Consider the following 18,348-nt stretch of genomic DNA (forward strand, 5'->3'; position numbering starts at 1 on the left):
CCGCGTCAGACCCGTCCACGCCTCAGCAAGGAGCCGGCAGCGATGGCCCGCCGCAGCACGAAGACCCCGCCGCCCGACGACCCGTACGAGGAGAAGATCCTCGACATCGACGTCGTCGACGAGATGCAGGGCTCCTTCCTCGAGTACGCGTACTCGGTCATCTACTCCCGTGCCCTGCCGGACGCGCGCGACGGCCTGAAGCCGGTGCACCGCCGCATCGTCTACCAGATGAACGAGATGGGCCTGCGCCCCGAGCGCGGGTACGTCAAGTGCGCCCGGGTCGTCGGCGAGGTGATGGGCAAGCTGCACCCGCACGGCGACGCGTCGATCTACGACGCGCTGGTGCGCATGGCCCAGCCGTTCTCCATGCGCGTGCCCCTGGTCGACGGCCACGGCAACTTCGGCTCGCTGGGCAACGACGACCCGCCGGCGGCCATGCGGTACACCGAGTGCCGGATGGCCGAGGCCACGAGCCTGATGACGGAGTCCATCGACGAGGACACCGTCGACTTCCAGCCCAACTACGACGGCCAGGAGCGCGAGCCGGTGGCGCTGCCCGCCGCCTTCCCGAACCTGCTGGTCAACGGCGCCTCGGGCATCGCGGTCGGCATGGCCACGAACATGCCGCCGCACAACCTGCGCGAGGTGATCGCGGCCGCCCGCCACCTGATCCGGTACCCGAACGCCGACCTGGACGCGCTGATGAAGCACGTCCCCGGCCCCGACCTGCCCACCGGCGGCCGGATCGTCGGCCTGTCCGGCATCCGGGACGCCTACGAGTCGGGCCGCGGCACGTTCAAGATCCGCGCGACGGTCACCGTCGAGGACGTCACGGCCCGCCGCAAGGGCCTCGTCGTCACGGAGCTGCCCTTCACGGTCGGCCCCGAGAAGGTCATCGCCAAGATCAAGGACCTGGTCGGCTCGAAGAAGCTCCAGGGCATCGCCGACGTCAAGGACCTCACCGACCGGCAGCACGGCCTGCGCCTGGTCATCGAGATCAAGAACGGCTTCGTGCCGGAGGCGGTCCTGGAGCAGCTGTACAAGCTGACGCCGATGGAGGAGTCCTTCGGCATCAACAACGTCGCCCTGGTGGACGGCCAGCCGCTCACGCTGGGCCTGAAGGAGCTCCTGGAGGTCTACCTCGACCACCGCTTCGACGTCGTACGGCGCCGCTCCGAGTTCCGCCGCGGCAAGAAGCGCGACCGCCTGCACCTGGTGGAGGGCCTGCTCACGGCCCTGCTGGACATCGACGAGGTCATCCGGCTGATCCGCTCCAGCGAGAACTCCGCGCAGGCGAAGGAGCGCCTGATGGGGCACTTCTCGCTCAGCGACGTGCAGACGCAGTACATCCTGGACACCCCCCTGCGCCGTCTGACCAGGTACGACCGCATCGAGCTGGAGACGGAGAAGGACCGGCTCAACGCCGAGATCGAGGAGCTGACCCGGATCCTGGAGTCGGACGCCGAGCTGCGCAAGCTGGTCTCCTCGGAGCTGGCCGCGGTGGCCAAGAAGTTCGGCACCGACCGCCGTACGGTCCTGCTGGAGTCGTCCGGCGCCCCCGCCGCCGTACCGCTGCAGGTGGCGGACGACCCGTGCCGGGTGCTGCTGTCCTCGACCGGCCTGCTCGCCCGCACCGCGAACGGCGACCCCTTCCCGGAGGACGGCTCCGGCAGGCGCGTCAAGCACGACGTGATCGTCTCGGCGGTGCCGGCCACGGCCCGCGGCGAGGTGGGCGTGGTCACGTCGGGCGGCCGCCTGCTGCGGATCAACGTGGTCGACCTGCCGCAGCTCCCTCAGGAGATGCCGACGCCGAACCTGTCGGGCGGCGCGCCGCTGGCGGAGTTCGTCTCCCTGGAGGACGACGAGGACGTGGTCTGCCTGACCACGCTCGACGAGTCCTCGCCGGGCCTGGCGCTCGGCACCCGGCAGGGCGTCGTCAAGCGGGTGGTGCCGGACTACCCGGCCAACAAGGACGAGCTGGAGGTGATCACCCTCAAGGAGGGTGACCGGATCGTCGGCGCGGTCGAGCTGCGCACCGGCGAGGAGGACCTGGTCTTCATCACCGACGACGCGCAGCTGCTGCGCTTCCAGGCGTCCCAGGTCCGCCCGCAGGGCCGCCCGGCGGGCGGGGTGGCGGGCGTCAAGCTCGCCGAGGGCGCGAAGGTCATCTCCTTCACCGCCGTCGATCCGGCGGTGGACGCGGTCGTCTTCACGGTCGCGGGCTCGCGCGGCACGCTGGACGACTCCGTGCAGACGACGGCCAAGCTGACCCCGTTCGACCAGTTCCCGCGCAAGGGCCGGGCCACCGGCGGCGTGCGCTGCCAGCGGTTCCTCAAGGGCGAGGACTGCCTGTCCCTGGCCTGGGCGGGACCGTCCCCGGCCCGCGCCGCGCAGAAGAACGGCTCCCCGGCGTCCCTGCCGGACATGGACCCGCGCCGGGACGGCTCGGGCGTCTCGCTGCCGAAGACGGTGTCGGTGGTGGCGGGGCCGGCCTAGGCCCCGGTGTCCGCGGGTTCGTCGGCGTAGGGGGTCCACTCGGTGGGCCCCTCGTCCTCGGGGTCCCGGACGTAGCGGAGGACGCCCCACATGCCGCGCTCGTCGGCGTGCGGGGTGTCGCTCTCGCAGGCCTCCAGCTCCTTGCCGAGGGCGGGGGTGTCGATGCCGGAGCCGATGAGGACGAGCTGGGTGAGGCGTTCGTCGCCGGGTGCCCAGGGCTCCGGGTAGAAGCGGAGGAACCGGCCGACGGCGTGCACGCCGTAGCGGTTGCGCGGGTCGTGCGCGCCGAAGTCGACGTAGCCCTTGATGCGGTACAGCCCCTCGGGCCGGCTGTCGAGGAACTCCATCAGCCGGCGCGGGTCGAGGGGGGTGCCGGTGACGAAGGAGAGGCTGTCGTAGCCGGTGTGCAGGTGTCCGGCGTGCTCGTCCGGGCCGTGGTCGTGCAGGTCGTCGAAGGAGAGCTGGCCGACGCGCTCCTCGCCGGGCCGGCAGTCGAAGAGGAACTCCGGGTCGATGCGTCCGTAGGAGGCCGGGACGACGGCGGCGCGGTCGACGAGGGACCGGACGAGCCCGAGCACCCGTTCCCCGTCGGCGGCCCGGTCGATCTTGTTGACCACGACGAGGTCGGCGAGGCCGAGATGCCGGTCGATCTCGGGGTGCCGGGCCCGGGTGTCGTCGAACTCGGCGGCGTCGACGACCTCGACGAGCCCGCCGTACACGATGTCCGGCTGTTCGCTGGCGAGCACCATGCGCACGAGTTCCCGGGGTTCGGCCAGGCCGCTCGCCTCGATGACGACGACGTCGATGCCGAGGGCGGGCTGCGCGAGCCGCTCCAGGTAGGTGTCCAGCTCACCGGCGTCGACGGCACAGCACAGGCACCCGTTGCCCAGGGACACGGTCGAGTCGCCGAGCGCGCCCGCCACCGCCATCGCGTCGATCTCGATGGCCCCGAAGTCGTTGACGACGGCGCCGATCCGGCTGCCGCCGCTGCGGTGGAGGAGGTGGTTGAGCAGCGTCGTCTTCCCGGATCCGAGGAATCCGGCCAGGACGACGACCGGGATCCGGCGCGGGCCGGGGCCCGGGCTCTGACGCGGCTGGCTCACCGTGCGACCTCTCTCCCACCGACGCGCGCCGGCTCGCGGCCGCGGCACACGTACGAAGAATCAATGCCGGTCCAGGATATGAGCGCGTCGTCGCCGTCGACGCCAGGCGCTGCCCCCGTGCGGGCCGCTGTCCCGGACGCCCGGCCGTCCGGACCGCAGGGCACGTACGGGGCCGGGCACCGGCCCGGATGCCCCGGCAGCGCGCCTGAGCGGCGCGGTGCGGCGCCGGGGCACGCTCGTCTCACGCCGCTCCCGGCACCGGCACCGGCGCCTCCGGCCCCACATAGCGCGCCGCCGGCCTGATGATCTTCGAGTCCTCCGCCTGCTCCAGGATGTGGGCGCTCCAGCCCACCACGCGCGCCGCCGCGAAGGTGGGGGTGAACATCTCGCGCGGCAGGCCGCAGAGTTCCATGACGAGGCCCGCGTAGAACTCGACGTTGGCGTGGAGGTCGCGTCCGGGCTTCAGTTCCGCGAGGATCGCCTCCACCCGGCGTTCCACCTGGACCGCGAGGTCCACGCGGGGGCCGCCGAACCGCCGGGCGATCTCCCGGAGCATCCGGGAACGGGGGTCCTCGGTGCGGTAGACGGCGTGCCCGAAGCCCATGACGCGTTCCCCGGACAGCACCCGTGCGCGCACCCAGGCATCGATGCGCTCGGGGCTGCCGATGGCGTCCAGCGTGTCCAGGGCCCGGCTCGGCGCTCCTCCGTGCAGCGGCCCGGACAGCGCCGCCACCGCCCCGGCGAGGCACGCCGCCACGTCCGCCCCCGTCGACGCGATGACCCGGGCCGTGAAGGTCGACGCGTTGAATCCGTGGTCGACGGTGGAGATCAGGTACTGCTCGACCGCCCGGGCGTGCCGCTCGTCGGGCTCCGCGCCCGTCAGCATGTACAGGTAGTTCGCCGCGTACGGCAGGTCCTCCCGCGGCTCCACCGGCGTGCGGCCCCGGCCCAGCCGGTACAGCGCGGTGAGCAGCGTCGGTACGGCCGCGGCCGCCTCCAGCGTGTCCTGGCGGCGCCGGCCGGCGTCGATGTCGTACACCGGGCGGTACCCCTTGGCCGCGCCGAGCAGCGAGAGCGCCGTGCGCATCCCGGCGAGCGGGCCGGAGCGCCCGCCGGCCGCCGCGATGGCGGGCAGGGCCGCCCGCACCTCCGCCGGCAGCCGCCGCAGGGCGGCGGTCTCGGCGGCGAAGGCGGCGCCGCGCCGGGCGTCCGGCAGCTCACCGAGGACGAGCAGGTGCCACACGTCCTCGAAGCTGCGGGTCCGGGCGAGCTCGACGGCCGAGTACTGCCGGTAGTGGTAGAAGCCCTCGTGACCGCGGACGTCACCGGTACGGGTGTCGGCGACGACGACACCCGCCAGTCCCCTCGGTACGTCGATCGATGCGGCGGCCGGCCTGGTGGCGGACATGTTTCCTCCCTCGACTTGATTCGACTCTCCATGCATGACCGAATGCCTGTCAATATTGATTGAATCAATAGAACCATCAATGAGTCGCGGAGACGGATACGGTGACCTCCATGCGCGACCAAGACCCCGCCCCGATCGACACCGGACGGCGCCTGAGCACCAAGGAGGCCGCCGAGCTGCTCGGCGTGAAGCCGGAGACGGTCTACGCCTACGTCAGCCGCGGCCAGCTCAGCAGCCGGCGTGCCCCCGGCGGCCGGGGCAGCACCTTCGACGCCGGCGAGGTCGAGGCGCTCGCCCGGCGCAACAGGCGTGAGAGCGCGGGGAGTCCGGGCTCCGGCGGCGAGCTGTCCGTGCGGACCCGCATCACGCTCATCGAGCAGGACCGGTACTACTTCCGGGGCGTCGACGCGGTGGACCTGGCGGCCCGCCACACCTACGAGGAGGTCGCCGAGTGGCTGTGGACCGGCCGGATCCGTCCCGGCGCCGCCTTCACCGCGCCCGCCGCCTCCGTCGCCGCCGCTCGCCGGGCCGCCGACGCGCTGCCCGAACACACCACGCCGACGGACCGGTTGCGGGTCGCCGCGATCGCCGCGGCGAGCGCGGACCCGCTGCGGTTCGACCTGTCCGAGGACGCCGTGCTCGGCGCCGCGCGGACCCTCGTCCCCACCCTCGTCGCCGCTCTGCCGCCGCTCCGGCTCACCCCGGCCGGTCGCCCGGACGAGGGCCCGCTCGCCGGCCGGCTGTGGACGCGGCTCAGCGGGCGCGACCCGGACGCCGCGTCGCTGCGCGCCCTGGACCGCGCGCTCGCCCTCCTGGCCGACCACGACCTGGCCGCCTCGACGCTCGCCGTCCGCGTCGCCGCGTCGGCCCGCGCGCACGCCTACGCGGCCGTCTCCGCCGGGCTCGGCGTCCTGGAGGGCCCGCTGCACGGCGCGGCCGGCGGGCTCGCCCACCGGCTGCTGCTCGACGTCCTGGAGCAGGGCGACGCCGCGCCCGTGATCGCCGGCGAGCTGCGGGCGGGCCGGCGCGTCCCCGGACTCGGCCACCGGCTGTACGCGGGCGAGGACCCGCGCGCGCGTGCCCTGTTCGCGCTCCTGGAGGAGATCCCGTGCGCGGCGCCCGCCCTCGCCGCGGCCCGCGACGTCGTCGCCACCGCCGCCCGCCGCACGCCCCTGCACGCCAACGTCGACCTGGCGCTCGCCGTGCTCACCACGTCCTTCGGCATGCCCGCCACGGCGGGCGAGACGATCTTCGCCGTGGCCCGTACGGCGGGCTGGATCGCGCACGCGCTGGAGGAGTACGGCGAGCGCCCGCTGCGGATGCGCCCGAGCGGGGTGTACGTGGGTCCCAGGCCGCCGCGGGCACTGCCGGAGTAACGCACGGCGGGGCCGGAAGTCATCGCGGCGCAAGTCAGGTTAGGCTCACCTCTGTGAGTACGTGCTCAACCGCGTCCCGGGACCACGACGAGCCCGTTTCGGGAACCGCGGCCACCGCGAGGACCTGGCTGCTGCTGGAGCAGCCCGGGCCGTGGGGCGCCAAGGCGCTCACTTCGAGCCACCTGGACCCCGCCCTGGGCCGCGCCCTCGACGCGGCCGCGAAGGGCACGGACGTACGCATCGCGCTCATCCGCCGCCCCGGACGCCACGCGGACCGCCGCGTGCCCGCCACGCGGCGGGTCTACGCGGCCCACACCGTGCCCGGACGGGTGTGGCTGCACGGCGCCACGATCGGCGATCCCCGGCGCCTGCTCGACCTGGACTTCCGCGCGCTCGGCAGGGGCGACCACCGCGGCTTCGACACGGTGCTCGGCGGACGCCCCCACGAGGGCGGCCCCCTCGCCCTCGTCTGCACCAACGGCAAGCGCGACCGCTGCTGCGCGCTGCTCGGCCGGCCCCTCGCGGCGGAACTCGCCTCGTCCGGGGCGCAGGACGTCTGGGAGGTCACCCACCTGGGCGGTCACCGCTTCTCGCCCACGGTGCTCGTCCTGCCGTACGGGTACGCGTACGGCCGGGCCGAGGCGGACGCCGTGCGGGAGGTGCTGCGCGGCGCGCGGGAGGGCCGGATCGTCGTGGCGGGCTGCCGGGGGAACTCCGCCTGGGAGCGGCCCGGCCAGGCCGCCGAGCTGGCCGTGCGCACGGCGGCCGGCGAGTACGCGGCGGAGGCGCTCGACGTGGTCCGCACGGACGGCGCCGCCCCGCGCTGGGAGGTGACCGTCGCCCACGCCGACGGGCGGCACTGGCGGGTCGTCGTGGCCCAGGGCGCGTCCCTGCCGCCCCGCCCGGAGAGCTGCGGTGTGTCGGTGCTGGGGTCCCCCGCGCGGATGGACGTGGTGGAGATCCGCGAGCTGGCGGTGGCGGCGCTGGCCGGCTGACGGCCCCGGGACGAGCCCTCCCGGGGCGTCTCCACGCGCGCGTGCCGTCCGCGTCGCACCCACTCGGCGGAGCGCAGCCGTGCGCCCCGGCCGGGTGCCCCGCGCGACACCCGGCCCGGCACCTCCTGCCCCGGCCCGGCATCCGGTACCCCGGCACGCCCGCCCCGCCCGCAGCCTCCCCACCCGCCCCACCAGGAGACGCACGCCACACCCCTACGGCACGGCGTACCCGTCCACGTACCGTCGTGGGTATGAGCCGCACTCCCCCCGCACGCCGCCTGCGCCTCGGCCTGCCCAAGCGGGTCTTCTCGCAGGTCCTGCTGATGCAGGTGGCGATCGCCGCGGGTGTCGCGGTGCTCGCGACCGGGCTGTTCCTGGCGCCGCTCGGCGACCAGCTGGACGACCAGGCGATGCGCCGCGCGCTCGCGATCGCGCAGACCACCGCCCAGCAGCCGCAGATCGCCGAGGACCTGACGCGCACCCGGCCGTCGCCGGACGGGCCGGTGCAGCGGGAGGCGGAGCGGATCCGGAAGGCCACCCGCGCGGAGTACGTCGTGGTGATGGACCGGCGCGGGGTGCGCTGGTCGCACACCGACCCGCGGCGGATCGGCGGGCTCGTCTCGACGGACCCCGGCCGCGCGCTGGCCGGGCACGAGGTCATGCAGATCGACGACGGCACCCTGGGCCGCTCCGCCCGCGGCAAGGTGCCGCTGCGCGACGGCGACGGCGACATCGTCGGGGCGGTGTCGGTCGGCATCGCGTACGACAGCGTCCGGGCCCGGCTGCTGCACGCCATCCCGGGGCTGTTCGCGTACGCCGGCGGCGCCCTGGCCGTCGGCGCGCTGGCCGCCTGGCTGATCTCCCGGCGGGTCCAGCGGCAGACCAGGGACCTGGCCTTCTCCGACATCGCGGCGCTGCTCGCGGAGCGCGAGGCGATGCTGCACAGCATCCGGGAAGGCGTCGTCGCCCTGGACCGCGCCGGCCGCATCCGCCTGCTCAACGACGAGGCGCAGCGCCTGCTGGACATCGACGGCGACGCGGTGGGCAGCAGCCCCGACGAGGCGCTCGGCACGGGCCGTACGGCCGACGTGCTGGCCGGGCGGGTGACCGGGACGGACCTGCTCACCGTGCGCGGGCAGCGCGTGCTGGTCGCCAACCGCATGCCCACAGACGACGGCGGAGCGGTGATCACCCTGCGCGACCGCACCGAGCTGGAGCAGCTCGGCCGGGAGCTGGACTCCACCCGGGGCCTGATCGACGCGCTGCGCGCCCAGGACCACGAGCACGCCAACCGCATGCACACCCTGCTGGGCCTGCTGGAGCTGGAGATGTACGACGACGCCGTGGAGTTCGTCGGCGAGGTGGTCGGCGACCACCGGGCCACCGCGGAGCAGGTCACCGAGCGGATCGGGGACCCGCTGCTCGCCGCCCTGCTGGTGGGCAAGGCGGCCGTCGCGGCCGAGCGCGGCGTCACGCTGTGGGTCTCGGACCGCACGCGGCTGCCGGACCGGCTGGTCGACCCGCGGGGACTCGTCACCGTCCTGGGTAATCTCGTCGACAACGCCCTGGACGCCGCCGCGGGCACCGCGCACGCGCGCGTGGAGGTCGAGGCGCGCGCCGAGGGACGCACCGCGGTCCTGCGCGTGCGCGACACCGGACCGGGGATCCCGGAGGAGCACCGCGAGATGATCTTCGCCGAGGGCTGGTCCACCAAGAAGCCGCCGGCGCACCGCGAGCGCGGCATCGGGCTCTCCCTGGTGCGCAGGCTCGCCGAGCGGCAGGGAGGCAGCGTGACGGTGACAGAGGCGCACGGCGGGGGCGCGCAGTTCACCGTCGTGCTGCCGGAGGCGCTGGCCGGGCCGGGCCCGGAACCGGCGGTCCTGGGCGTGCCGTCCGCCGCGCAGAGCGTCGAGGAGGAGTCGCGATGATCGAGGTCCTGGTCGTGGACGACGACGTCCGCGTCGCGCGGGTGAACGCCGCCTACGTCGAGAAGGTGCCGGGCTTCCACGTCGCCGGCGAGGCCCACAGCGCGGCGGAGGCACTGCGCCGTCTGGAGATGCCGCCCCGCCTCGACCTGGTCCTCCTGGACCACTACCTGCCCGACGGGACGGGGCTCGCGGTCGTCCAGGAGATGCGCCGCAGGGGCCATCAGACGGACGTGATCATGGTGACGGCGGCCCGGGACGTGTCCACCGTGCAGGCGGCGATGCGGCACGGCGCGCTGCAGTACCTGGTCAAGCCGTTCGCGTTCGCGGGCCTGCGTGCCAAGCTGGAGGCGTACGCCCAGCTGCGCCGCACCCTCGACGGCGGTGGCGAGGCCGAGCAGGCCGAGGTGGACCGCATCTTCGGGGCCCTGTCGGCGCCGTCGGAACCGGACCTCCCCAAGGGCCACTCCCCCACCACCGCCGAGCTGGTCCGCCGGTCCCTGATGAACGCCGAGGGCCCGCTGTCCGCCCAGGAGATCGCCGAGCGGACCGGGGTGAGCCGTCAGACGGCGCAGCGCTACCTGAAGCTCCTGGAGCGCACGGGACGGGCCCGGCTGACCCTGAAGTACGGCGACGCGGGCCGCCCGGAACACCGTTACGTGTGGGCGACCCGCGCCTGAGGGCACGGCCCATAGGGGGCGGGGAAGGAAACCGTGCCCCCTCTCGATACGGATCCGCGGGCCGGCGCGCTCAGCGCGGTGCGCACGGCCCGCGCCGCCCGCGCCCGGCCGTCCCCGGGGGCCGCGGGGACCGCGGGGACTACGCGGCCCCCGCCCCGGTCAGCGACCGCACCTCCGTCTCGGCGTGCTTGGCCTCGTCCGGGACCTCCGGCGAGGTGACGGTGCCGAGCCAGCCCGCGAGGAAACCGAGCGGGACGGAGACCAGGCCGGGGTTCTGCAGGGGGAAGTACTGGAAGTCGGCGTCCGGGAAGAGGGACGCGGGGCTTCCCGAGACCACCGGGGACAGCAGCACCAGGACCACGGCCGGGACCAGTCCGCCGTAGACGGCCCACACGGCGCCGCGCGTGGTGAAGCCGCGCCAGAACAGCGAGTACAGCAGCACGGGCAGATTGGCCGAAGCGGCGACGGCGAAGGCGAGGCCCACCAGGAAGGCGACGTTGAGGTCGCGCGCCAGCAGGCCCAGGGCGATCGCGACGACACCGATGCCGACGGCGGCGACCCGGGCCACGGCCACCTCGCTGCGCTGCCTGCCGCCCCGGCGGCGCAGGGACGCGTACAGGTCGTGGGCCACGGACGCCGAGGAGGCGAGCGTGACGCCGGCGACCACGGCGAGGATCGTGGCGAAGGCGATCGCGGCGACGACCGCGAACAGAACCGTTCCGCCGGTGGAGGAGGCGCCGCCGCCCAGGTCGAGCGCCAGCAGCGGCACCGCGGTGTTCCCGGCCGCGTTGGACCCGCGGACGGCGTCGGGCCCCACGATGGCGGCCGCGCCGAAGCCGAGGACGATCGTCATCAGGTAGAAGCCGCCGATGAGGCCGATCGACCAGACGACCGAGCGGCGGGCGGCCCGCGCGGTGGGCACGGTGTAGAAGCGGGACAGGATGTGCGGCAGTCCCGCCGTGCCGAGGACGAGGGCGAGTCCCAGGCTGATGAAGTCGAAGCGGGCGGTCCAGTCCCCGCCGTACTTCAGCCCCGGCGCCAGGAAGGCCGCCCCGTGCCCGCTGCGCTCGGCCGCCGTGAGCAGCAGCCGGTCGACGTCACCGTGGAAGCGCACCAGGACGAGCACGGTGAGCACGATCGTGCCGCCGAGCAGCAGGACCGCCTTGACGATCTGGATCCACGTGGTGGCCCGCATCCCTCCCAGCGACACGTAGATCACCATGAGCGCGCCGACACCGATCACGGTCCCGGTCTGCACCGACTCGTCCGTGCCCCCGAGCAGCAGCGCGACCAGGCTGCCCGCGCCCACCATCTGCGCCACCAGGTAGAGAACGGACACCGTGACCGAGGAGGTTCCCGCGGCGATCCGCACGGGCCGTTCCCTCATGCGCGCCGCCACGACGTCGGCGAGCGTGAACCGGCCGCAGTTGCGCACCAGTTCGGCGACGAGGAGGAGCACCACGAGCCAGGCCACCAGGAAGCCGACGGAGTACAGCATGCCGTCGTAGCCGTAGAGCGCGATGAGCCCGGAGATGCCGAGGAAGGAGGCGGCCGACATGTAGTCGCCCGCGATGGCAAAACCATTCTCCAGGGGGGTGAAGAGACGGCCGCCCGCGTAGAACTCCTCCGCCGAGCCCTGCCGCCGGCGGCTCGCCCACGTCGTGATCGCCAGGGTGACGGCGACGAAGGCGCTGAACAGCAGCAGCGCCAGCGTCCGGTGGTCCCCGCTCATGACGCACCGCCTCTCGCTCCGCGGGTCATCTCCTGGGTGTCCCAGCGCAGTTCGAGGGCCGCCCGGTCCCTGCGCAGCCGCGCGTGGCGGACGTACGCCCAGGTGAGCAGGAAGGTGGTGAGGAACTGGCCGAGCCCCGCGAGCATCGCCACGTTCACGGCGCCCGTCACGGGCCGGGCCATGAGCCCCGGGGCGGCCGTGGCGGCCACGACGTAGGCCAGGTACCAGGCGAGGAAGGCGGCGACGGCCGGCACGACGAACCGCCGGTACCTGCCGCGCACCTCCTGGAAGGCCGCGCTGCGCTGCACTTCGAGGTACACGTCGGCCGCCGCCGTCCCGTCCGCCGTACGTGCCGGCGGCACCGCCGGTCCGGGAGCCGCCGCGCCGGCCGACTCGCCCCAGCCGGAGGCGAGCGCGTCGTACCAGGGGTCGTCGTACCCCGTCTGTCCGGCTTCCTCGGCGAGGGCCGCGGCGGGCGCGTCGGGGTGCGCGGCGGAACCGTCGTGACCACCCCCGTCCACGCGGGGGTGACCGTTGCTTGACTGCATGTCCAAGGATGGACAGAACGGGAAGATCCCCGACTCTTCTTCCCCGTGCTCTTCACCCCATCAGGTGACGCACCTCCCCGGTGCCGCCGCGGACGTGCCGGCGGCCGCCGCGCCGGGCCCCGTCCACCGGCCCGGCGCGACGGCGCCCTACGCGTCGATCCGCGAGCGGTCCAGCGTCGCCGCCGAGTTGGAGATGAACTCCTTGCGGGGGGCGACGTCGTTGCCCATCAGCAGGTCGAAGACCTGCTCGGCGGACTCCAGGTCGGTCAGGTTGATCCGGCGCAGGGTGCGGCGCCGCGGGTCCATGGTGGTCTCGGCCAGCTGGTCCGCGTCCATCTCGCCCAGACCCTTGTAGCGCTGGATGGAGTCCTTGTAGCGGACGCCCTTGCTCTGGAACTCCATGAGCTTGTCGCGCAGTTCGCGGTCCGAGTACGTGTAGACGTACTTGTCCTGGCCCTTCTTCGGCTGGACCAGCTCGATGCGGTGCAGCGGCGGCACCGCGGCGAAGACCCGGCCCGCCTCGACCATCGGCCGCATGTAGCGGTGGAACAGCGTCAGCAGCAGCGTGCGGATGTGGGAGCCGTCCACATCGGCGTCGGTCATCATGATGATCTTGCCGTACCGCGCCGCGTCGATGTCGAAGGTCCGGCCCGACCCGGCCCCTATGACCTGGATGATCGCGCCGCACTCGGCGTTCTTCAGCATGTCCGTGACGGACGACTTCTGGACGTTGAGGATCTTGCCGCGGATCGGCAGCAGCGCCTGGAACTCGGAGTTCCGGGCGAGCTTCGCCGTACCGAGCGCGGAGTCCCCCTCGACGATGAACAGCTCGCTGCGGTCGACGTCGTCGCTGCGGCAGTCGGCGAGCTTGGCGGGCAGCGAGGAGGACTCCAGGGCCGTCTTGCGGCGCTGGGCGTCCTTGTGCTGCCGCGCGGCGATGCGCGTCCGGGCCGCGGCGACGGCCTTCTCCATGACCACCCGGGCCTGCTGGGCGGCGTCCCGCTTGGTGGAGGTCAGGAACGCCTTGAGCTCCTTGGTGATCACGTTGTTCACGATGCGGCGGGCCGCCGAGGTGCCGAGCACCTCCTTGGTCTGGCCCTCGAACTGCGGCTCGGCCAGACGCACGGTGACGACCGCCGTGAGGCCCTCCAGGGCGTCGTCCTTGACGATGTCGTCCTCGGCGACGCGCAGCAGCTTCTTGGCGCGCAGCACCTCGTTCATCGTCTTGGCCACGGCCTGCTCGAAGCCGGCGACGTGGGTGCCGCCCTTGGGGGTGGCGATGATGTTGACGAACGACTTGACCGTCGTGTCGTAACCGGTCCCCCAGCGCAGCGCGACGTCGACGCCCAGCTCGCGGGTGACCTCGGTGGGCGTCATCTGGCCGCGGTCGTCCAGGACGGGCACCGTCTCCTTGAAGGTGCCCTGCCCGGTGAAGCGGAGGACGTCGCAGATCGGCTTGTCGCTCGCCAGGAACTCGCAGAACTCGCTGATCCCGCCGTCGAAGCGGAACGACTCCTCGCCCTTGCTGCCGCCCTCGCCGAGACCGAACTCGTCCCGGACGACGATGGTCAGGCCGGGCACCAGGAACGCCGTCTGGCGGGCGCGCTGGTGCAGGTTGTCCAGGGAGAGCTTGGCGTCCTTGAGGAAGATCTGGCGGTCGGCCCAGTACCGCACGCGCGTGCCGGTGCGGGTCTTGGGGATCTTCTTGGTCTTGCGCAGCCCGCTCCTGGCCTCGAACTTCGCGTCCGGGCCGTTCCCGCCGAAGGCGCCGGGGACACCGCGGCGGAAGCTGATGGCGTTGGTGTGCCCGCCGCGGTCCACCTCGACGTCCAGCCGGGCGGACAGCGCGTTCACCACGGAGGCGCCCACGCCGTGCAGACCGCCGGAGGCGGCGTACGAGCCGCCGCCGAACTTGCCGCCCGCGTGCAGCTTGGTCATGACGACCTCGACGCCGGAGAGGCCGGTCTTGGGCTCGACGTCGACCGGGATGCCGCGGCCGTTGTCCCGGACCTCCACCGAGCCGTCGTCGTGGAGGATCACCTCGATGTGGTCGCAGTAGCCTCCGAGGGCCTCGTCCACGGAGTTGTCGATGATCTCCCACAGGCAGTGCATCAGACCGCGGCTGTCGGTCGAGCCGATGTACATACCGGGGCGCTTGCGCACGGCCTCGAGCCCTTCGAGGACGAGCAGGTGCCGCGCGGTGTAGTTGGAACCGTCCCGGTCTGCTCCTGCCAGCAGCGCTGTGGACGGGACGGACGTCTCGGCGGTCACGCGGTTCGCTCCTCGCTGAATTTCAGGTGGGGCCCTTCTGGGTAAGGGCGCGGCTTCGGTTACCGGTGAGAGGGTACCGAGGCCTGGTAGAGCCGTTGTAACGCCACCCTCGCCGGGATCTCACCCTAGTCCACGATCGCATGCATGTTCGATCCCTCGATGGAGTGAAGTACACATCACGTTCCCTTCGAGGCATGAACCATTTAGGCTCCGGGCACGTCCTCATGAACAACCCGGCAAGCCAGCCGGCGAGGATTGACACTGACCGACAGCGCGAACCCGTACGGCACGACAGACACGCACTACGGCACATTCGCCGCCAACCGGCAGCAGCCAGCCGCCTCGGAAAGATTTTTTCGAGGAAAAGCCGCGAGCGGGAACGTTTTGGGGCTGGTTGGATGTTGACCCTGGTACGACAGCTCGTCGAGCTAGAGAAGAGGCGACGTGACTACTGTTCTGACTTCCGCAAGCCCGCTGACGGCCGCTGACCGATGCGACCGCTGCGGCGCCCAGGCCTACCTGCGCGTCGTCCTGCTGAGCGGCGGAGAACTGCTCTTCTGCGCCCACCACGGCCGCAAGTTCGAGCCGGAACTCAAGAAGATCGCCGCTGAGATACAGGACGAGACGGAGCGGCTGACCTCCATTCCTGCCACCGCTTCAGAAGATGAGCGCTGACCCCTAGCGTCCCGACGACGAGCCGAGCCGGCACAGGCCGGTGAAGCGGGCGGTTGCCTCTGCACGCAGAGGCAACCGCCCGTCGTCGTACGCGGGAGGAGCCGACCGGTCTGCGTTGCCCCCAGAAGCCCGGTCACGCCCTGGCACACCCCGGAACCCGCCCCGGCTCCACGGTGTCCCCAGCAGCCCGCTCAGGCCCCGCCGGGCGCGCTGCGCGGCCCGCCGGCGTCCGTGTCCCAGCCGAGTTTGCGCATCACGTCGGAGACACGGGTGTAGACCCCCGGGCTGCCCGCCCGCCCGCAGCCGCTCCCCCAGGAGACGAGTCCGATCAGCCGCCCCTGGGCGACCAGCGGCCCGCCGCTGTCCCCGTGGCAGGCGTCCGGACCGCCCGCGAGCTCCCCGGCGCACAGCATGGTCTCCGCCCCGTACGTGCCGTCGGAGCTCCCCGGATACGCCCGCTCACAGAGCGCGTCGGGCAGCACGCGCACCCGGGCCGCCCGCAGACTGTGCGGGTAGTCACCCCCGCCCGTGGCGTCCCCCCACCCGTAGACCGTCGCGGCCGTGCCCATGCCGTAGGCGAGGTCGCCCTCGGCCGCCATGTCGATCACCGCGTCGGCCGGGACGGACTCGGCCAGGGTGAGCACCGCGAAGTCACCGGACTTGACGCCCTCGTCGTAGTGCGGGTTCACCCACGTCGCCGTCACGGCGATCTCCCGCCCCTGGTCCGAGAGCAGGTCCGTGCGTCCCGTGATGACCTTGAGGTCGCCGGCCCGGTCCGGCGGGGCGCCCAGGGTCTCCTCGTCCACGCAGTGGGCCGCGGTGAGCACGGTGGTGGGACCGACCGCCACGCCTCCGCAGAACTGTCCCGCCCGGCTCTCCCCGAACCGCTCACGGCTGGAGAGCGCCACGGTCCACGGACTCTGTGACACGTCGACCGGGAATCCGCCGACGACGACGTCGGCGACCGCGGGGGTGGCGGACGCCAGCGGTATCGCGGACGCGGCGGCCGCCAGGACCAGCGGTCCGGCCAGATACCGGGCAAAGCGACGCATGCGCACTCCTCACTCTCGGGTGATCGTGGGACACCCAGAGTGATACAGCCCGCCGTGCCTCGCACCCGCAGGACGGCGTGAGGCCCGGCCCCCTCGAGGGGGCCGGGCCTCACGCGTCGTACGACCGCGGCCTAGTCGAGGTAGTCGCGCAGGACCTGCGACCGCGACGGGTGGCGCAGCTTCGACATCGTCTTGGACTCGATCTGGCGGATGCGCTCGCGCGTGACGCCGTACACCTTGCCGATCTCGTCGAGGGTCTTCGGCTGACCGTCGGTGAGACCGAAACGCATGGAGACGACGCCCGCCTCGCGCTCGGACAGGGTGTCGAGCACGGAGTGCAGCTGCTCCTGGAGCAGCGTGAAGCTGACCGCGTCGGCCGGGACGACGGCCTCGGAGTCCTCGATGAGGTCACCGAACTCGCTGTCGCCGTCCTCGCCCAGCGGGGTGTGCAGCGAGATGGGCTCGCGGCCGTACTTCTGGACCTCGATGACCTTCTCGGGGGTCATGTCGAGCTCCTTGGCCAGCTCCTCCGGGGTGGGCTCGCGGCCCAGGTCCTGGAGCATCTGGCGCTGCACGCGCGCGAGCTTGTTGATGACCTCGACCATGTGCACCGGGATGCGGATGGTGCGCGCCTGGTCGGCCATCGCGCGGGTGATCGCCTGACGGATCCACCAGGTGGCGTACGTGGAGAACTTGTAGCCCTTGGTGTAGTCGAACTTCTCGACCGCGCGGATCAGACCGAGGTTGCCCTCCTGGATGAGGTCCAGGAAGAGCATGCCGCGGCCGGTGTAGCGCTTGGCCAGGGAGACCACCAGGCGGAGGTTGGCCTCCAGCAGGTGGTTCTTGGCGCGGCGGCCGTCCTCGGCGATGATCTCCAGCTCGCGCTTGAGCTTGGGGGCGAGCTTGTCGGAGTTGGCCAGCTTGTCCTCGGCGAACAGACCCGCCTCGATGCGCTTGGCGAGCTCGACCTCCTGCTCGGCGTTGAGCAGGGGGACCTTGCCGATCTGCTTGAGGTAGTCCTTGACGGGGTCGGCGGTGGCACCGGCGGCGGCGACCTGCTGGGCCGGGGCGTCGTCCTCGTCCTCGTCGGAGAGGACGAAACCGGCGCTCTCGGTGCCCTCGGGCTCGTCGGCGACCTTGGTGTCCTCCAGCACCTCTTCCTCGAGGAGCTCGACCTCGTCGTCCTTCTTGGCGCCGGTCTTCTTGGCCGCCGTCTTCTTCGTGGCGGCGGCGGTGGTCTTCTTCGCCGTCGCCTTCTTGGCGGTCGCCTTCTTGGCAGCAGCCTTCTTGGCGGGGGCCTCTTCCTCGGCGGCGGGGTCGGCGGCGGGCGCCGCCGGCGTGGCGGTGGCGGTGGCCTTCCTGGTGGTCACCGTCTTCGCCGCGACCGTCTTGGTGGCGGTGCGCTTGGCGGGACTCTTCGCTGCGACGCTCTTGCGGGTGCGCTTGGGCTCTGCGGCACTGACCATCAGCGTCACACCCTCTTCCTCGAGGATCTGGTTGAGGCTGCGCAGTACGTTCTTCCACTGAGTGGCCGGAATCTGGTCAGCTTCGAAGGCCCGACGCACGTCATCGCCGGCGATCTGCCCCTCAGCCTTTCCCCGCTCGATGAGCGCCATGACAGAGACGGACTCGGCGATCTCCGGCGGGAGCGTACGGGATGTGCTGGCCGACACGAACAACCTCTCGGAACGTTGGAAAACGGCTTCCGGCCCCGTCCACAGGGGACAGGAGCCGACCGCCGGCTTGGGGATGGGCCGACGGTGCGGGCGGGGGCCGGGAGATGCACAGCGCCGTCACCGGCGTCCGTATTCCCTCCGCGGCTGTCACCTCTTAGGTCATCGCGTTCTCTCCGCGAGCGTTACGCCCAATCTGCGTGGCCCGAGTCACACCCCGTAAGCATGCAAAAACGGTCAGATGCAATCAAAAGAGATCGTCTTGTGACTCCGACTTGTGACTCCGACCGAACTGCTTCGGAGGATGCGCCGTCCTGGCGCGCCATCGGGCCCCGCGGGATCACCAGGATCCCGCGAGGCCCGACGGGAGACGGCTCACCAGCCGGGCGTCGCCACAGGAGGGGGGTGGCACGA

13 protein-coding genes are annotated in these 18,348 nt (G+C 72.6%); 6 read left to right on the top strand and 7 right to left on the bottom strand.

Annotation, left to right across the window (positions count from 1 at the left end):
* Positions 1 to 42 precede the first annotated feature (42 nt).
* Positions 43 to 2,496, top strand: coding sequence for a DNA topoisomerase (ATP-hydrolyzing) subunit A (locus ACIF8T_RS15510; RefSeq protein WP_400035166.1), 2,454 nt, complete (start codon positions 43 to 45; stop codon positions 2,494 to 2,496).
* On the opposite strand, the gene ACIF8T_RS15515 is transcribed toward ACIF8T_RS15510, so the two are convergent.
* Both ACIF8T_RS15515 and ACIF8T_RS15520 read right to left on the bottom strand, forming a co-directional pair.
* A complete protein-coding gene (locus ACIF8T_RS15515; protein WP_400035168.1) occupies positions 2,493 to 3,599 on the bottom strand; it encodes a CobW family GTP-binding protein in 1,107 nt (368 codons plus the stop codon). The two genes, ACIF8T_RS15510 and ACIF8T_RS15515, sit on opposite strands and share 4 nt — an antisense overlap.
* Before the next feature lie 241 nt (positions 3,600 to 3,840).
* A complete protein-coding gene (locus ACIF8T_RS15520) occupies positions 3,841 to 5,007 on the bottom strand; it encodes a citrate synthase (RefSeq protein WP_400035170.1) in 1,167 nt (388 codons plus the stop codon).
* A gap of 110 nt (positions 5,008 to 5,117) precedes the next feature.
* On the opposite strand from ACIF8T_RS15520, the gene ACIF8T_RS15525 reads away from it, so the two are divergent.
* From ACIF8T_RS15525 to ACIF8T_RS15540, 4 genes are all read left to right on the top strand, one after another.
* A complete protein-coding gene (locus tag ACIF8T_RS15525; RefSeq protein WP_400035172.1) occupies positions 5,118 to 6,383 on the top strand; it encodes a citrate/2-methylcitrate synthase in 1,266 nt (421 codons plus the stop codon).
* Between the two features lie 53 nt (positions 6,384 to 6,436).
* Positions 6,437 to 7,378, top strand: a complete 942-nt coding sequence (locus ACIF8T_RS15530) for a sucrase ferredoxin (RefSeq protein WP_400035174.1) — start codon at positions 6,437 to 6,439, stop codon at positions 7,376 to 7,378.
* Between the two features lie 251 nt (positions 7,379 to 7,629).
* On the top strand, positions 7,630 to 9,306 hold the full coding sequence (locus ACIF8T_RS15535; protein WP_400035176.1) for an ATP-binding protein: 1,677 nt from the start codon (positions 7,630 to 7,632) through the stop codon (positions 9,304 to 9,306).
* Positions 9,303 to 9,983, top strand: a complete 681-nt coding sequence (locus tag ACIF8T_RS15540; RefSeq protein ID WP_400035178.1) for a response regulator — start codon at positions 9,303 to 9,305, stop codon at positions 9,981 to 9,983. The genes ACIF8T_RS15535 and ACIF8T_RS15540 overlap by 4 nt, the downstream gene beginning before the upstream one ends.
* 139 nt (positions 9,984 to 10,122) lie before the next feature.
* On the opposite strand, the gene ACIF8T_RS15545 is transcribed toward ACIF8T_RS15540, so the two are convergent.
* From ACIF8T_RS15545 to ACIF8T_RS15555, 3 genes are all read right to left on the bottom strand, one after another.
* Positions 10,123 to 11,715: a cation acetate symporter gene (locus ACIF8T_RS15545; protein WP_400035180.1), complete on the bottom strand. Its 1,593-nt coding sequence runs from the start codon at positions 11,713 to 11,715 to the stop codon at positions 10,123 to 10,125.
* A complete protein-coding gene (locus ACIF8T_RS15550) occupies positions 11,712 to 12,263 on the bottom strand; it encodes a DUF485 domain-containing protein (protein WP_400035182.1) in 552 nt (183 codons plus the stop codon). The genes ACIF8T_RS15545 and ACIF8T_RS15550 overlap by 4 nt, the downstream gene beginning before the upstream one ends.
* A 147-nt stretch (positions 12,264 to 12,410) precedes the next feature.
* Positions 12,411 to 14,534, bottom strand: coding sequence for a type IIA DNA topoisomerase subunit B (locus ACIF8T_RS15555; protein ID WP_400035184.1), 2,124 nt, complete (start codon positions 14,532 to 14,534; stop codon positions 12,411 to 12,413).
* A gap of 444 nt (positions 14,535 to 14,978) precedes the next feature.
* Here ACIF8T_RS15555 and ACIF8T_RS15560 point away from each other — a divergent pair, with 444 nt between their 5' ends.
* A complete protein-coding gene (locus ACIF8T_RS15560) occupies positions 14,979 to 15,209 on the top strand; it encodes a hypothetical protein (RefSeq protein ID WP_365829378.1) in 231 nt (76 codons plus the stop codon).
* A gap of 191 nt (positions 15,210 to 15,400) precedes the next feature.
* Here ACIF8T_RS15560 and ACIF8T_RS15565 read toward each other — a convergent pair whose 3' ends face one another.
* Positions 15,401 to 16,261, bottom strand: a complete 861-nt coding sequence (locus tag ACIF8T_RS15565; RefSeq protein WP_400035187.1) for a S1 family peptidase — start codon at positions 16,259 to 16,261, stop codon at positions 15,401 to 15,403.
* A 131-nt stretch (positions 16,262 to 16,392) separates the two neighbouring features.
* Positions 16,393 to 17,934: an RNA polymerase sigma factor gene (locus ACIF8T_RS15570; protein WP_400035189.1), complete on the bottom strand. Its 1,542-nt coding sequence runs from the start codon at positions 17,932 to 17,934 to the stop codon at positions 16,393 to 16,395.
* Between the last annotated feature and the right edge of the window lie 414 nt (positions 17,935 to 18,348).

The sequence above is a fragment of the Streptomyces sp. NPDC085946 genome, assembly GCF_044540485.1.
Lineage (GTDB): Bacteria > Actinomycetota > Actinomycetes > Streptomycetales > Streptomycetaceae > Streptomyces.

Coding starts and splice junctions, on each gene's coding strand:
- ACIF8T_RS15510 (WP_400035166.1), top strand. CDS start 43: ATGGCCCGCCGCAGCACGAAGACCCCGCCGCCCGACGACCCGTACGAG.
- ACIF8T_RS15520 (WP_400035170.1), bottom strand. CDS start 5,007: ATGTCCGCCACCAGGCCGGCCGCCGCATCGATCGACGTACCGAGGGGA.
- ACIF8T_RS15525 (WP_400035172.1), top strand. CDS start 5,118: ATGCGCGACCAAGACCCCGCCCCGATCGACACCGGACGGCGCCTGAGC.
- ACIF8T_RS15535 (WP_400035176.1), top strand. CDS start 7,630: ATGAGCCGCACTCCCCCCGCACGCCGCCTGCGCCTCGGCCTGCCCAAG.
- ACIF8T_RS15540 (WP_400035178.1), top strand. CDS start 9,303: ATGATCGAGGTCCTGGTCGTGGACGACGACGTCCGCGTCGCGCGGGTG.
- ACIF8T_RS15545 (WP_400035180.1), bottom strand. CDS start 11,715: ATGAGCGGGGACCACCGGACGCTGGCGCTGCTGCTGTTCAGCGCCTTC.
- ACIF8T_RS15550 (WP_400035182.1), bottom strand. CDS start 12,263: ATGCAGTCAAGCAACGGTCACCCCCGCGTGGACGGGGGTGGTCACGAC.
- ACIF8T_RS15565 (WP_400035187.1), bottom strand. CDS start 16,261: ATGCGTCGCTTTGCCCGGTATCTGGCCGGACCGCTGGTCCTGGCGGCC.